The organism is Streptomyces sp. PsTaAH-137, assembly GCF_003259365.1.
Classification (GTDB): Bacteria; Actinomycetota; Actinomycetes; order Streptomycetales; family Streptomycetaceae; genus Streptomyces.
Genome location: NZ_QLLY01000004.1, coordinates 435,540 through 450,116 on the forward strand (window position 1 = coordinate 435,540; position 14,577 = coordinate 450,116).

The following is a 14,577-nucleotide window of genomic DNA, read 5'->3' on the forward strand; positions in this document are numbered from 1 at the left end:
AGCCGCGCGTACCGTAACCAGGTCGAGTTGTCGATGGCTGCTGCCGCCTGCCTCCGATGGGCAAGGTCACGGTCCACGAGTTTTTTCAGCTTCTCTGTGGTCCGTCTAGCGGTGCACTCGGGCGTATTGCGAGCTACTCGTGGGCGCACGGTGACAGCCAGGCGATGTCCCGCCAACCCACGTTTTTCAGGAGCCCCCGAGTGAGCAAGCGCACCTTCCAGCCGAACAACCGTCGTCGCGCCAAGACCCACGGTTTCCGCCTTCGCATGCGGACCCGCGCCGGTCGTGCGATCCTCGCCAACCGCCGTGGCAAGGGTCGCGCCAGCCTGTCCGCCTGATCGCGTAAACAGGTCATGACGTGCTGCCTACCGAGCATCGGCTGAGGCGGCGCGAAGAATTCGCGACCGCGGTACGACGAGGCCGTCGGGCCGGACGCCCGCTTCTCGTCGTCCACCTACGCAGCGGTTCAACGGACCCGCACGTGCCTGGGGAGAGCGTTCCCCCGTCGCGTGCGGGTTTCGTCGTGAGCAAGGCCGTGGGCGGCGCCGTCGTACGGAACACGGTGAAGCGCAGGCTTCGACACCTCATGCGCGACCGGGTGGCTCAGTTGCCCCCAGGTAGCCTGGTAGTCGTACGTGCGTTGCCCGGTGCGGGTGACGCCTCCCACGCACAGCTGGCCCGAGACCTGGATGCCGCCCTGCAGCGGCTGCTGGGAGGGGGCGCGCGATGAAGTACCCACTGCTTGCACTGATCAAGATCTACCAGTGGACCATCAGTCCGCTGCTCGGTCCCGTGTGCAAGTACTACCCGTCGTGCTCCCACTACGGCTTCACGGCCATCGACCGGCACGGCGCGATCAAGGGAACAGCCCTCACCGCCTGGCGGATCCTCCGGTGCAATCCGTGGTCCCACGGTGGTGTCGACCACGTTCCGCCGCGTAAGCGGCCGCGCTGGCACGAGATGCTCCGCGACGCCTTGCGCGGGGACAAGAAAGCGGCCCCCGTCGTTCAGGACGACAGCGCCACTGCCCAGGACAGCCCGTCCGCAGCGACCCCGCCCCATGCCCAAGGAGCCTGATCAGGGACATGATTTCCGATATCGTCAACGCGATTTCTGGTGTCTTCGCGTTTCTCACGACCCCGGTGTCCTGGGTCATCGTCCAGTTCCACAAGGTCTTCGGGGCCATCTTCGGCCCTGACACTGGATGGGCCTGGGGTCTCTCCATCGTGTCCCTGGTGGTGCTGATCCGCATCTGCCTGATCCCGCTCTTCGTGAAGCAGATCAAGTCGACGCGGAACATGCAGCTGCTCCAGCCGCAGATGAAGGCGATCCAGGAGCGGTACAAGAACGACAAGCAGCGTCAGTCCGAAGAGATGATGAAGCTGTACAAGGAGACGGGCACCAACCCGCTCTCCTCGTGCCTTCCCATCCTCGTGCAGTCGCCGTTCTTCTTCGCGCTCTACCACACGCTGGCCGGCATCGCCGAGAACAAGAAGATCGGCGTCATCGACCAGTCGCTGCTCGACAGCGCGCAGAAGGCCCACATCTTCGGTGCCCCGCTGGCCGCGAAGTTCATGGACACCGCCGACGAGGTCGCCAAGATGGGCGCCACGCTGATGGACGTCCGCGTCGTCACGGCGGTCATGATCATCATGATGTCGGCGTCGCAGTTCTACACGCAGCGTCAGCTGATGACGAAGAACGTCGACCTCACGGTCAAGACGCCGTTCATGCAGCAGCAGAAGATGCTGATGTACGTCTTCCCGGTCATCTTCCTGTTCATGGGCATCAACTTCCCCGTCGGTGTCCTCGTCTACTGGCTGACCACCAACGTGTGGACCATGGGCCAGCAGATGTACGTGATCAGCCGGAACCCCACCCCCGGCAGCAAGGCCCAGGCCAAGATGCTGGAGGGCCTGCAGAAGCACGTGGTCGGTCACGGCGCGACCCGCACCAAGCGCGAGCGGAACATCGTCAAGGCGATCGTCGCCAAGGGCCGGGACCGCAACGAGTACGAGCGCAAGTTCATCAACGGTCTGACCAAGGCCAGCCTCGCCGCCCAGGCCGACGGCACCGTGGTGGCCGGCACGTCCACCGCTGTCCTGGACGAGGACGGCACGCCCTCGGGTGCGCCCAAGCGCCAGCAGCCCAAGCGCCAGTCCAAGTCGCAGCGCCAGTCGGGGCCCACCGCGGCCAAGTCCGACGGCACCGCGCAGGACTCCGGCAAGCCGTCGCTGGAGAAGAAGGACGCGGCCGAGTCGGACGCCGCCGCCAAGCCGCAGAACGGTCAGGGTGCCGCCAAGGCCAAGCCGGCCGGTGGCAACCAGGCGCGGAGCAAGGCCAAGTCCGGGCAGCGAAAGGGCGGGCCGCAGCGGCCCAAGTCCCCGTCCAAGAAGTAAGACCTCGACGTAAGACGCTGGCGTAAGCCTTTGACTCAAGAAGGAGTCCTCCCGTGACGGAAGGCACCACCTCCGCTCCTGAGGGTGGCGACACCCTGACCCGCCTCGAGCAGGAGGGTGAGATCGCTGCGGACTACCTCGAGGGTCTGCTGGACATCGCCGACCTCGACGGTGACATCGACATGGACGTCGAGGCCGACCGTGCCGCGGTGTCCATCGTCAGCGACGCGAACAGCCGCGACCTGCAGAAGCTGGTCGGCCGTGACGGTGAGGTCCTCGAGGCGCTTCAGGAGCTGACCCGTCTCGCGGTGCACCGGGAGACCGGCGACCGCAGCCGGCTGATGCTGGACATCGCCGGATACCGGGCCAAGAAGCGTGCCGAGCTCACCGAGCAGGGCGCCAAGGCCGCGGCCGAGGTGAAGAACAGCGGCGAGCCGGTCAAGATGCAGCCGATGACGCCGTTCGAGCGCAAGGTCGTGCACGACGCGGTCAAGGCCGCCGGACTGCGCAGCGAGTCCGAGGGCGAGGAGCCGCAGCGCTTCGTCGTCGTGCTTCCTGCCTGAGCGGTACGTCGCTCTCCGGCCCCGTCTGTTCGCAGGCGGGGCCGATCTTTGTCAGCCTGTTCATCAGAGCCACCCACGCGGTGGAGCGGTGAGGTACGGAAGGACGGTCCCCGTGACGGAGGCAGCAGAACTCCCCCCGGCTCCGGAGCGTGCTCGGGAGGTGTTCGGCGAGCGCTTCCCGGACGCGGTCCGGTACGCGGAGCTTCTCGCTGACGCGGGAGTGCAGCGTGGCCTCATCGGCCCCCGCGAAGTGCCGCGCCTGTGGGAGCGGCACATTCTGAACTGCGCGGTGCTCTCCGAGGTCGTACCCGAAGGCGTGACCGTCTGCGACGTCGGTTCGGGTGCCGGGCTGCCGGGCATCCCGCTGGCGCTGGTCCGCCCTGACCTGAAGATCACCCTCCTGGAGCCGCTGCTGCGCCGTACGACGTTCCTCACCGAGGTCGTCGAACTGCTCGGGCTCGACCATGTGACCGTGGTGCGCGGCCGGGCCGAGGAAGTCCTCGGCAAGCTGCCGCCCGTCCATGTCGTCACGGCCCGCGCCGTGGCACCGCTCGACCGGCTCGCGGCGTGGGGTGTTCCGCTGCTGCGGCCGTACGGAGAGATGCTGGCGCTCAAGGGCGACACGGCCGAGGAAGAGGTCAAGAGTGCCGGTGCGGCCCTGAGCAAGCTCGGTGCCGTCGCGACCTCGGTGCTGCAGGTCGGTGAGGGCGTGGTGGATCCGCTCTCGACCGTGGTGCGGGTGGAGGTCGGGGAGAGCCCCGGCGGTGTGCGCTTCGCCGCCAAGCGGGCCAAGGCGGCTCGTACGGGGCGTGCTCGGCGCAGGCGTTGAGTCGCTGAGCGCCTGACCCGGCCGTGATGAGTACCGCTGATCCATAGTGAGAACCAGCGGTACTCCACAAAAGCTGTCAAACATACGCATCTCGGGGTGTCGCACGAGTGCGTGCTGTGCCGCGGTGCATCGTGTTTCACGTGAAACGTCGCTCACTGCTGCATGGCATCATCAGTCGCGGCCGCGCAGCGGCCGCTCCCCGCGACCGTAAGCCCCTCGGAACTCTCGAATCGTCCTCTGTGACGGGCACGGAGTTGTCCACAGAAGGGGATTCATCCACAGAAGACCGGGCCTCGCTGGTTCTCGACCCCGAAGGCATGGGAGGCTCTGTTCATTGCGAGCCTGAAGTCGAGGAGAGTGAATCCTTGCGGTCCGACGCCAACATCGCGGGACCGATGACCGATCCGGTCCCCGGTCCCCGCACCGAGTCGGCGGGGGAGGATGTTTCACGTGAAACACCGCCCCCGATGGACGACACACCCATCGGTCGCGCTGCCCAACTGGCAGTGGAAGCTCTTGGCCGTGCGGGCGAGGGCCTGCCACGTCCTGAGCAGACCCGCGTCATGGTGGTGGCCAACCAGAAGGGCGGGGTCGGCAAGACCACGACGACGGTCAACCTTGCCGCGTCGCTCGCGCTGCACGGTGCACGCGTTCTGGTGATCGACCTGGACCCACAGGGCAACGCCTCGACGGCGCTGGGGATCGACCACCACGCCGAAGTGCCCTCCATCTACGACGTACTGGTGGACAGCAGGCCGCTCTCGGACGTCGTCCAGCCGGTCGCGGATGTGGAGGGGCTCTTCTGCGCTCCGGCCACCATCGATCTCGCCGGTGCGGAGATCGAGCTGGTCTCCCTCGTGGCTCGTGAGAGCCGGTTGCAGCGAGCGATCCAGGCGTACGAGCAGCCGCTGGACTACATCCTCATCGACTGCCCGCCGTCGCTCGGCCTGCTGACGGTCAACGCGCTGGTGGCCGGCGCGGAAGTGCTGATCCCGATCCAGTGCGAGTACTACGCGCTGGAGGGCCTCGGCCAGCTTCTGCGCAACGTGGATCTCGTCCGCGGGCACCTCAATCCCGCGCTGCACGTCTCGACGATCCTGCTCACGATGTACGACGGACGCACCCGGCTGGCCTCCCAGGTCGCCGACGAGGTCCGTAACCACTTCGGCAAGGAAGTGCTGCGGACGAGCATTCCTCGCTCGGTCCGCATCTCGGAGGCGCCGAGCTACGGACAGACCGTTCTGACCTACGATCCAGGGTCGAGCGGTGCGCTCTCCTACCTCGAGGCAGCACGGGAGATGGCGCTGCGTGGCGTCGGCATTCACTACGACGCCCAGCATGCCCACACGGGCACTCAACTTGACCAGCAGACCACCGCGGAGGGGATTCAGTGAGCGACCGACGGAGGGGACTGGGCCGTGGTCTCGGCGCGCTGATTCCGGCTGCCCCCACCCCTGAGAAGACGATTCCGGCAGCTTCGGGAGGGGGAGCCTCTTCCTCTCCCGCCTCGATGCCGGTGCTGACGGCAGAGCGCGGAGTGGCCGCGGCGAAGGTGGCATCGCTGTCGCAGAGCGATGTTTCACGGGAAACCGAGGCGTCGGTGAACGGCGCGGCGGACGACTTCGTGCGTCCCGCGGGTGCGCACTTCGCCGAGCTGCCGCTCGACGCGATCACGCCCAACCCGCGCCAGCCGCGTGATGTGTTCGACGAGGACGCCCTCGCCGAGCTCGTCACGTCCATCAAGGAAGTCGGCCTGCTGCAGCCCGTCGTCGTACGACAGGTGGGGCCGGCGCGCTACGAGCTCATCATGGGCGAGCGGCGCTGGAGGGCCACGCGTGAGGCGGGGCTCGACCGCATCCCTGCCATCGTGCGGGCCACGGACGACGAGAAGCTCCTCCTGGACGCGCTCCTGGAGAACCTGCACCGGGCTCAGCTGAACCCGCTGGAAGAGGCGGCCGCCTACGACCAGCTCCTCAAGGACTTCAACTGCACGCACGACCAGCTGGCGGACCGCATCGGTCGCTCCCGCCCGCAGGTCTCCAACACCCTGCGTCTGCTGAAGCTCTCGCCGGCCGTGCAGCGGCGGGTGGCGGCCGGTGTGCTGTCCGCGGGTCACGCCCGGGCGCTGCTCTCCGTCGAGGACTCGGAGGAGCAGGACCGGCTCGCTCACCGCATCGTTGCGGAGGGGCTTTCCGTGCGGGCCGTCGAGGAGATCGTGACCCTCATGGGGTCGCGGCCCACGAGCACGACCCGGGCCAAGGGCCCGCGGGCCGGTGCTCGGGTCTCCCCGGCGCTGAGCAACCTTGCGACGCGGCTCTCGGACCGGTTCGAGACGCGGGTGAAGGTCGACCTGGGCCAGAAGAAGGGCAAGATCGTCGTCGAGTTCGCCTCGATGGACGATCTGGAGCGCATCCTCGGCTCGCTGGCTCCGGGCGAAGGACCGGTTCTCCAGAGCAGGCTCTCCGAAGAGTCCGAGGAGACCGAGGGCGACGAACAGGACTGACTGTCCTGTGCTGTGCGTGGGAGCGGGCTGTGTCCGGTGTGTACCGGAACACGGCCCGCTCTTTGCTTTCTTACGGTATCGAGGGAATCGCATCGTGGTTACGATGCGATCGGGAAGAGCGCATCCACCCGGCAGTGCCTCAGGGGGGCGGGGTCATGCGATCGGTGAGTCGAAGCGGTCTGATGACCGCAGGTCTCGGCCTGGGTGCCGTCGGCGGGTTCGTCGGCAGTCTGCTCAGGGAACGAAGCGCTCTGACAGCCGCCCGCGCTGCGGCCGGCGGAGAAAGCGAGGAACTGCCTTCATGGGGCGTCGGCTCGTACCGCTCACGCTGGACAACCTCCCGGACCTTCCCAAGCGGTGCCGGTCATGTGTTTTCTGGGAGCTGGACCCGGTCAGCGGCCAAGCCGCGGTGAAGGCGGGGACCCCGGAGCTGGAGAAGGAAGCGTGGATCTCGGCGGTTCTGCTGGAGTGGGGCTCCTGCGGCCGCGTCGTCTACGTCGATGACGTCCCGGTCGGCTTCGTGCTCTACGCGCCGCCTGCCTATGTCCCGCGGTCCCTTTCCTTTCCGACGAGCCCCGTCTCCCCTGATGCCGTCCAGTTGATGACGGCCTGGATCACTCCGAACTATCAGGGCCAGGGGCTCGGGCGGGTCATCGTGCAGACCGTCGCGAAGGATCTTCTGCGCAGAGGCTTCAAGGCGATCGAGGCCTTCGGCGACGCGCAGTGGAAAGAGCCGTCCTGTCTGCTCCCCGCCGACCATCTCCTGGCCGTCGGCTTCAAGACCGTCCGTCCGCATCCCTCGTACCCGCGGCTGAGGCTTGAACTGCGGACGACGCTGTCGTGGAAAGAGGACGTGGAGATGGCGCTGGACCGGCTTCTCGGAGCGGTACAGAAGGAACCCGCGCTCCGTCCGCTGTGAGATCCCTTCTGCGGAACCGGAGCGTCGAACGGGCCGACCCTTGCGGGTCGGCCCGTTCATGTTTCACGTGAAACAGAGAACTACTCGGCGATGAAGTCCTCGAGGTCGCGCACGATGGCGGCCTTCGGCTTGGCGCCGACGATGGTCTTGGCGACCTCGCCACCCTGGTAGACGTTCAGGGTCGGGATCGACATGACGCCGTACTTGGCGGCCGTGCCCGGGTTCTCGTCGATGTTGAGCTTGACGATCTCGATCTTGTCGCCGTACTCGGCCGCGATCGCCTCGAGCGACGGGGCGATCTGGCGGCACGGACCGCACCAGGCGGCCCAGAAGTCGACCAGGACGGGCTTGTCGCTCTTCAGGACGTCCTCGTCGAAGGAGGCGTCCGTCACGTTCTTCAGGTTGCCGGCCACAGCGGGCTCCTCTTTTCTATGGGGGGTGCGAGAGGGGGAAGTCAGGGGTCAGACGGTGGCGGTCGGGGTCTTCTCCGGCTCGGCGGCCTCGCCGTCGGCGAGAGCGGCCAGGAAGCGCTCGGCGTCGAGAGCGGCGGAGCAGCCGGTGCCGGCCGCCGTGATCGCCTGACGGTAGGTGTGGTCCACGACGTCACCGGCGCCGAAGACACCGGTCAGGTTCGTGCGCGTCGACGGCGCCTGGACCTTCAGGTAGCCCTCGTCGTCCAGTTCGAGCTGGCCCTTGAAGAGCTCCGTCCGCGGGTCGTGGCCGATCGCGATGAACAGACCCGTCACCGGCAGCTCGGACGTCTCGCCCGTCTTCAGGTTGCGCAGCGTCAGACCGGCGAGCTTCGGGTCGCCCTTGATCTCCGCGACCTCGCTGTCCCAGACGAACTTGATCTTCGGGTCGGCGAAGGCGCGCTCCTGCATCGCCTTGGAGGCGCGCAGGGTGTCACGGCGGTGCACGATCGTCACGGACTTGGCGAAGCGCGAGAGGAAGGTGGCCTCCTCCATCGCGGTGTCGCCGCCGCCGATCACGGCGATGTCCTGGTCCTTGAAGAAGAAGCCGTCACAGGTCGCGCACCAGGAGACGCCACGGCCGGACAGCGCGTCCTCGTTCGGCAGGCCGAGCTTGCGGTGCTGGGAGCCGGTGGTGACGATGACGGCCTTCGCACGGTGCACGGTGCCCGAGGTATCGGTCACGGTCTTGATCTCACCGCTGAGGTCGACGGCCACGACATCGTCGGGGATGAGCTCGGCGCCGAAGCGCTCGGCCTGGCCGCGCATGTTGTCCATGAGCTCGGGGCCCATGATGCCGTCCTGGAAGCCCGGGAAGTTCTCCACCTCGGTGGTGTTCATCAGGGCGCCACCGGCGGTGACGGCGCCCTCGAACACCAGCGGCTTCAGCGACGCGCGCGCGGTGTAGAGCGCCGCCGTGTAGCCGGCGGGCCCGGAGCCGATGATGATCACGTTACGGACGTCACTCACGGCTTGATTCCTCGTCTCTGCGGGACTGCTGCGTACTGCCGGGGGAGCCTCTTCTCAGGACTCTCACCCCACCCAACGGATCCTACGGGGCATGCATTCCCGACGTGTCCGGGCGCACGCCCGGACCGTCTTCGGATGCTGTTCAGCCGCGCTTGTATGAGTGGGTGTACAGCAGCTCGCCCGCTGCGGGGGAGTTCTTCGCCGCGCAGGACGCGTCGACGATGAACGCCGTGACGCGGTGCGCCGGATCGCTCCTGTGGGGCAGCACGAGGAGGTAGACGGCTTTCCCCTCGTACGTGCCCTGCTTGAACCCGAGCGGGTCCTCGTTGCGATGGGTACCGCGCTGGACGCAGGCCGGTGGAGTCATCGCGGCCTTCGGGATTTCGGGGTTCTTCAGAGACGGCCTGGGACTGGTGCCCTCGGTTCCGAGCGTCGTCGGGTCTCCCTCGTGCAGCAGCTCCGAGACCTTCGACTCCAGGTTGGCCTTGGCGAAGCTCGACGCGCTCTGACTGGCGCTGGGCGGCGTCTTGCTCACGGTCGAGGTGTCGCCGCCGCTCTGCGCGAGCAAGACCCCCGTACCGATGGCGGCGGCTGTGAGGACGGCTCCGATGGCGGCGCCGGTGCGGCGCCGGGTGACGCGCGACCTGCGACCCGGTCCGGTGGCGGAGGGGGCGTGACCGGAGGGCCGGTCCGCGGGACGCGGTGCGGGACCGGAACGCTCGGCCGATGTTTCACGTGAAACAGGAGCCGTTTCACGCTCACGGCTCTCGTCGCTCTCCCCGTCCTCGTACGCGACGACGTCCAGGAGGGCTTCCGCGGCGAGGGCGGCATCGATGCGTGTGGCGACGTCCTCGGGCATACGGGGTGCGTCGGGAAGCGTGCCGAGCAGGCCGCGGATCTCCTCCAGCGAGGAGTAGACATCGGCGCACAGGACACAGCCGTCGAGGTGCCGCCGGATGTCGGAGCTGCGGGACGGCGGCAGAAGCCCCTCGGCAAGATCGGAGATCTCGGTGACCTCAGGGTGCTCCGCGGTGTCGGTCGTGGATGTCACGCTCGCCCACCTCCGCCCTTCACCGCAGTCGAGTCATGTGGTCCGGCCTCGTCCCGAGGTCCCGCTGCGGGTGGGACGGATGTCCCCCGCGGTCGGTTCCTTCCAGGGGGCGGGTTCTTGCCGGCGTCGCCGTCGCCGTCGGTTTTCTCCGGCCCGCTCTCCGTCCGCAGGTGCGCGAGAAGAGGAAGCAGCCGGGCTCGGCCACGGGCACAGCGGCTCTTCACGGTGCCTGTGGGGACATCGAGGATTCTGGCGGCCTCGGCCACCGGATAGCCCTGCATGTCGACGAGAACGAGCACCGCCCGCTGATCGGCCGGAAGGGACCCCAGGGCGCCCAGGAGCTCGCGGTGCAGATCGTCACGCTCCACGGGCGCGTCCGCGGACTCCTGGGGCTCCAGAAGCTGTTCGAGGCGCTCGGTGTCGTCCATCGGCGAGGTTCTGCGGGAGGCCGCCTTGCGGGCCCGGTCCAAGCACGCGTTGACGGTGATGCGGTGCAGCCAGGTCGTGACGGCGGACTGCCCGCGGAAGGTGTGCGCGGCGCGGTAGGCGGAGACAAGCGCGTCCTGCACCGCGTCGGCGGCCTCCTCGCGGTCCCCCAGCGTCCGCAGGGCCACCGCCCACAAGCGGTCCCGGTGCCGTCGCACTATCTCGCCGAAGGCGTCCTGGTCCCCCGCGACGTGGCGGGCGAGGAGGTCCTGATCGCTCGCTCCGCCGTAGGCGTCGTCCACTGCCGAACCCCCTCCCCGTGGTGGGCTCCGTCGAGCCCCGGTGCGTCAGCCGGTGAACTTCACATTCGTGATGCCCTGCTTGTAGCCGGCGCCGCTGTACCCATCCTGGCCCGCCTTGGGCAGCGCGGTCAGCCATACGAGCACGTACCGCGTCTTCACCGGCTTGTCGGCCTTGATGCTCGCCGACGTGTTCGTCGTGTCGGTCTTGGGGCCGATCCGCTGCAGACCGTCCACCGAGGACGGGGTGAGCGAGCTCGACGCGTACAGCGAGACCGTGGTGTGGTCACCGGCGTAGCGGAACTTTATCGACGCGGCAGAGACGTTCTTGGCGGAACCGAGGTCGTAGACGATGCCGACACCCGGCTTTATGACCATCTCGGGGCCGTCCTTGAAGGCGAAGGTACGCCAGTAGGAGGCACTGTCGTCGTCGTACGTCTTGTCGACGTCCTGCGGTGCCTGGGCGTCGCCCGAGGCGACGAACTCCTTGGCGCCCGCGATGCTGATCGGCTTGGCGATCTTCTTGTCGTCCTTGCCGCCGTCGTCCGTGGTGTGGGTGTCCTCCGTGCCGCTGGAGTTCCCGTGGTCCATGAGGGCGTCCGCGAGCTGCCAGCTGCCGAGACCCAGGGCGGCGATCAGCAGCGCCGAGACGGCCCACTTGAGGGCCTTGCCGGTGCGGCTCTGCAACGGGGGCGGAGGCGTGGGGATGATCTGGGTGGCGCCGGGCACGGCAGGACGGCCGTAGGAGCCCTGCTGATAGGTGGTCCGCTGGTACTCCGGCGGCGCGGTGAACGCGGGCTCCGGCGGGCGGATCTTGGGCATCTCGCCGATGGCCTTCACCAGCTCCTCCGGCGTGGTGCACGGAGGCTCCTGACGGGACGCGGTGGCCCCGTCGTTGGCGAGGGCGCGCATGGCGAGCTCGGCGAGACCGCGGTGGACGCCGGCCCGCACCTGGTCCGGTGCGATGAGCCCGACGTCCTTGGGCAGCCCGGCCAGGCCGTAGGCGTCGTTCTCGTACGGCCACCGCTGCGTCAGCGAGGCGTACAGGAGCGCGCCGATCGCCTCGGCGTCGGTGCGCTGCGGGGTGTCGGAGGTGATCCCGCGCAGCGCGGCGTTCACCGCGAGGCCGCGGATGCGCCACTGGCCCGTCGACGTGCGCAGCACGGCGCTCGGCGTGAGCCGCAGATGGGCCAGGCCCTCGCGGTGCGCGGCGGCCATGGCGTGCGAGACCTGCGTGACCATGTCGTACGCGTCGTGCGCCTCCAGCGAGCCCACCGCGAGCAGCGCGGTCAGCTCGGTGGCGTCGGGCAGCCACTCGTGGACGACGTAGACGAGATCGTTCTCCTCGACCGCGTCCAGGACCTGGACGAAGCGGGGATCGCCGAGCAGCGCCGACGAGCGGGCCGCGGCCAGCACCGAGCGCGCCCGGGGATGGTCGGCGGGCAGCAGGTGCACGCCGACGGCGCGGCGCAGCTTCTCGTCCACCGCGCGCCAGCTGCTGAAACCGTCCAGACGTGTGACGCACTCTTCAAGCCGATAGCGCCTCGCGAGCTTGTGCCCGCTGTGCAGCTCGGGAGGTGATGTCTTACCGGGGCTCACGTGCGTGCCCGTCTCCGCGGTGTCCGCCGGCGTCCCGGACGCCGTGCTGTCCCGCTTCCCGCTGTCGACCACACCGTCGGCCGTGGCTCGCTCCGCCTTGTCCGCCTTGGCGGTCAGCGGTTCGTCCCCGCCGTTGTCGGCCACGTCGACGGCAGCCGTGCTCCGTTCCGCCACCGTCGTTCCTGCCTCCCCATCCGTTGCACTCACTGCGACGCCAAAGCCAATTGTGCCCACAGTCCGGCGCTATGCACGACACGCAGTGGCCACCGATGGTTGTGCGCACTTCGGGCCGAGTCAGCGACCAAGACGGCCACGGACCATTCCGACCAGTGAATTCAGTTCTTCGATTCGCATCTTGCGGGCTGCCACGTAGAAGACACCGAGCAGCGCCACGCAGCCCACGAGCAGCGCGGCGATCGAGCCGAACACGCCGTGGCCGAGGGCCTTGGTGAGCGCGTACCCGATTCCGCCGCTGATGACCGTAGCGGGTACGGACGCCAGGCAGAGCCGCGCGTACGTACGAACGACGTTCGCACCGTCCAGGTCGCCGCCGAGCCGCTTGCGCAGCCGCCGCCATGCGACACCGACGCCGATCGCGTACGCGAGACCGTACGAGAGGGCCATGCCGACGACGGCCCAGCGGGCGGGCAGGATCACGTAGCAGAGGGCCGAGGCGGCGGCGTTGACCGCGGCGACGATCACCGTGTTGTAGAAGGGGGTGCGGGTGTCCTCGTACGCGTAGAAGCCGCGCAGGACGACGTACTGCACGGAGTACGGGATCAGCCCGAGTCCGAACGCCATGAGGATGTAGCCCATGGACTGGGCGGACTCGATGCCGCTGGAGCCGAAGAGCAGGGTGCACATCGGGATGCCGAGCGCCACGAACATGAACGCGACGGGGACGATCGCCACGGCCGAGGTGCGCAGGCCGGAGGAGATGTCGTCGCGGACCGCGCCCGAGTCGCCGTCGTGGGCGGAGCGCGAGATGCGCGGCAGCATCGCGGCCATGACCGAGACGGTGATGATCGCCTGCGGCATGCCCCAGATCAGCTGGGCGTTGGAGTAGCCCATGATGCCGGTGCCGTCCACGGGGGATGCCTTGCCGGCCGCGGTGGCGAGCTGGGTGACGACGACGACGCCCGCCTGGTTGGCGAGGACGAACAGCACGGTCCACTTGGCGAGCTTGACGGCCTTGCCGAGGCCGTGGCCCTTCCAGTCGAACCGGAGCCGGAAGCGGAAGCCGGTCTCGCGCAGGTACGGGATCATCGCCAGCGACTGGACGACCAGGCCCAGCAGGGTGCCGATGCCCAGGAGGGTGACGGCCTCGTCGGGGATGGTGCCGACCTTCATGCCCGTCTGCGACCAGGGACCGTAGACCCACAGGAACATGCCGAACGTGAAGATCATGACGATGTTGTTGAGGACCGGGGTCCACATCATCGCGCCGAACTTCCCGCGGGCGTTGAGGATCTGGCCCATGACCACGTGCACGCCCATGAAGAAGATCGTGGGCAGGCAGTAGCGGGCGAAGGCGATGCCCACGCGGTCGGCGTCCGGGTCGCTGGCCACCGGGTTCGACATCAGGTGGATCAGGAGTGGCGCCGCGAAGACGACGATCGCCGTGATGACGGCGAGCACCACCATCACCAGGGTGAGCAGCCGGTTGGCGAAGGCCTCGCCGCCGTCCTCGTCGTCCTTCATGGCGCGCACCAGCTGCGGTACGAACACCGAGTTGAGGCCGCCGCCGACGGTCAGGATGTAGATCATCGTCGGCAGCGTGTACGCGACGGTCCAGGTGTCACCGAGCAGTCCGGCGCCGAGCGCCGCGGTGATCACCATGGTGCGGACGAAGCCGGTGAGGCGGGAGACGAGCGTGCCCGCCGCCATCACCGCGCTCGACTTCATGAGGCTGGAGGCGCGGCCGCCCTTCTTGGGGGCCGCGGGTGCGGGCGCGGCGGCGGGCGGCGCGGCGGGCACCGCGGCCTGGCCGAGGACCTGGGTCGGATCGTCGACCGGCTGCGGGACCGGCGGACGGCCACCACCGCTGTAGCCGGGCTGCTGGTCACGGAAGAGGTGCGCGAAGGCGTCCGGCTCGTGCCGCTCCTCGCTCGCCTGCGTCACCAGGTCGTCGACGCCCACGAACTGCGTGGTCCGCGCGTCGTCGCCGTACGGCAGGTACTGCGTGGGGCCCTCCGGCTCAGGCGCGGGCGTCTGCGCCCACACGCGCGGGTCGGGCTGGTACTGGTTCGCGGGCTGGGCGTAGAGCGGCGGCTGCGCCTGGTACGTGCCCGGGGGCGGCGGCGGGTGCGCGGCACGGTCGTACAGCGCCTCGCCGACCGGGTCCTGCGCGGTCAGGTCCTGGCCGCGGTACGGATCCTGGTCGTAGGCGTCCTGGAGGTACGCGTCCTGCGGATACGCGTCAGGGGCCGGCTGGGGCGGCGGGACCTGCCCGCCGGCACCGTGGGAGCCGGCGTACGGTCGGCCGTCGCCCGAGGCAGAGCCGCCCGAGCCCTGGCCACGCTCACCGTCGTACGGCGCGTTCATGGTTAC

Annotated in this window: 15 protein-coding genes; 9 read left to right on the forward strand and 6 right to left on the reverse strand. The window is 68.7% G+C overall.

Annotated features, from left to right (window positions below; translation table 11 throughout):
- Positions 1–200: 200 nt before the first annotated feature.
- The 9 genes from rpmH (at position 201) to K377_RS11100 (ending at position 7,213) form a co-directional block, all read left to right on the forward strand.
- A complete protein-coding gene (gene rpmH, locus K377_RS11060; protein WP_006381191.1) occupies positions 201–338 on the forward strand; it encodes a 50S ribosomal protein L34 in 138 nt (45 codons plus the stop codon).
- 20 nt (positions 339–358) lie between these two features.
- Positions 359–730 carry a ribonuclease P protein component gene (gene rnpA, locus K377_RS11065; protein ID WP_111663048.1) on the forward strand — a complete coding sequence of 124 codons (372 nt, stop codon included), beginning with the start codon at positions 359–361 and terminating at the stop codon, positions 728–730.
- Complete coding sequence (gene yidD, locus K377_RS11070) at positions 727–1,077, forward strand: membrane protein insertion efficiency factor YidD (RefSeq protein ID WP_111663049.1); 351 nt, start codon at positions 727–729, stop codon at positions 1,075–1,077. Before rnpA ends, yidD begins: the two co-directional genes overlap by 4 nt.
- 8 nt (positions 1,078–1,085) lie before the next feature.
- Positions 1,086–2,399, forward strand: coding sequence for a membrane protein insertase YidC (gene yidC, locus K377_RS11075; protein WP_111663050.1), 1,314 nt, complete (start codon positions 1,086–1,088; stop codon positions 2,397–2,399).
- Positions 2,400–2,452: 53 nt separating this feature from the next.
- Positions 2,453–2,962, forward strand: coding sequence for a R3H domain-containing nucleic acid-binding protein (locus K377_RS11080; RefSeq protein WP_111663051.1), 510 nt, complete (start codon positions 2,453–2,455; stop codon positions 2,960–2,962).
- Positions 2,963–3,074: 112 nt separating this feature from the next.
- Positions 3,075–3,791: a 16S rRNA (guanine(527)-N(7))-methyltransferase RsmG gene (gene rsmG / locus K377_RS11085; protein WP_111663052.1), complete on the forward strand. Its 717-nt coding sequence runs from the start codon at positions 3,075–3,077 to the stop codon at positions 3,789–3,791.
- 317 nt (positions 3,792–4,108) lie between these two features.
- A complete protein-coding gene (locus K377_RS11090; RefSeq protein ID WP_111663053.1) occupies positions 4,109–5,185 on the forward strand; it encodes a ParA family protein in 1,077 nt (358 codons plus the stop codon).
- Positions 5,182–6,294 (forward strand): ParB/RepB/Spo0J family partition protein, encoded by a 1,113-nt coding sequence (locus K377_RS11095; protein WP_111663054.1) that lies wholly within the window; start codon positions 5,182–5,184, stop codon positions 6,292–6,294. The genes K377_RS11090 and K377_RS11095 overlap by 4 nt, the downstream gene beginning before the upstream one ends.
- A gap of 301 nt (positions 6,295–6,595) precedes the next feature.
- On the forward strand, positions 6,596–7,213 hold the full coding sequence (locus tag K377_RS11100; RefSeq protein ID WP_111663055.1) for a GNAT family N-acetyltransferase: 618 nt from the start codon (positions 6,596–6,598) through the stop codon (positions 7,211–7,213).
- 80 nt (positions 7,214–7,293) lie between these two features.
- On the opposite strand, the gene trxA is transcribed toward K377_RS11100, so the two are convergent.
- The 6 genes from trxA to murJ form a co-directional block, all read right to left on the reverse strand.
- Positions 7,294–7,626, reverse strand: coding sequence for a thioredoxin (gene trxA, locus K377_RS11105; RefSeq protein WP_111663056.1), 333 nt, complete (start codon positions 7,624–7,626; stop codon positions 7,294–7,296).
- A gap of 48 nt (positions 7,627–7,674) precedes the next feature.
- The gene (gene trxB / locus K377_RS11110) at positions 7,675–8,652 is read right to left on the reverse strand and encodes a thioredoxin-disulfide reductase (protein ID WP_111663057.1); all 978 of its coding nucleotides are present in this window, start codon (positions 8,650–8,652) and stop codon (positions 7,675–7,677) included.
- Between the two features lie 142 nt (positions 8,653–8,794).
- Positions 8,795–9,703: a hypothetical protein gene (locus tag K377_RS11115; protein WP_111663058.1), complete on the reverse strand. Its 909-nt coding sequence runs from the start codon at positions 9,701–9,703 to the stop codon at positions 8,795–8,797.
- Complete coding sequence (gene sigM, locus K377_RS11120; protein WP_111663059.1) at positions 9,700–10,431, reverse strand: RNA polymerase sigma factor SigM; 732 nt, start codon at positions 10,429–10,431, stop codon at positions 9,700–9,702. Before sigM ends, K377_RS11115 begins: the two co-directional genes overlap by 4 nt.
- Before the next feature lie 45 nt (positions 10,432–10,476).
- Entirely contained in the window at positions 10,477–12,201 is a 1,725-nt protein-coding gene (locus tag K377_RS11125) for a protein kinase family protein (RefSeq protein ID WP_111663060.1), read from the reverse strand.
- 120 nt (positions 12,202–12,321) lie between these two features.
- Positions 12,322–14,571, reverse strand: coding sequence for a murein biosynthesis integral membrane protein MurJ (murJ, locus tag K377_RS11130; RefSeq protein WP_111663061.1), 2,250 nt, complete (start codon positions 14,569–14,571; stop codon positions 12,322–12,324).
- Between the last annotated feature and the right edge of the window lie 6 nt (positions 14,572–14,577).

Bases quoted from the DNA above. Each gene is read 5' to 3' on its own strand.
- yidD (WP_111663049.1), top strand. From the start codon at position 727: ATGAAGTACCCACTGCTTGCACTGATCAAGATCTACCAGTGGACCATC.
- yidC (WP_111663050.1), top strand. From the start codon at position 1,086: ATGATTTCCGATATCGTCAACGCGATTTCTGGTGTCTTCGCGTTTCTC.
- K377_RS11090 (WP_111663053.1), top strand. From the start codon at position 4,109: ATGGGAGGCTCTGTTCATTGCGAGCCTGAAGTCGAGGAGAGTGAATCC.
- K377_RS11100 (WP_111663055.1), top strand. From the start codon at position 6,596: ATGGGGCGTCGGCTCGTACCGCTCACGCTGGACAACCTCCCGGACCTT.
- murJ (WP_111663061.1), bottom strand. From the start codon at position 14,571: ATGAACGCGCCGTACGACGGTGAGCGTGGCCAGGGCTCGGGCGGCTCT.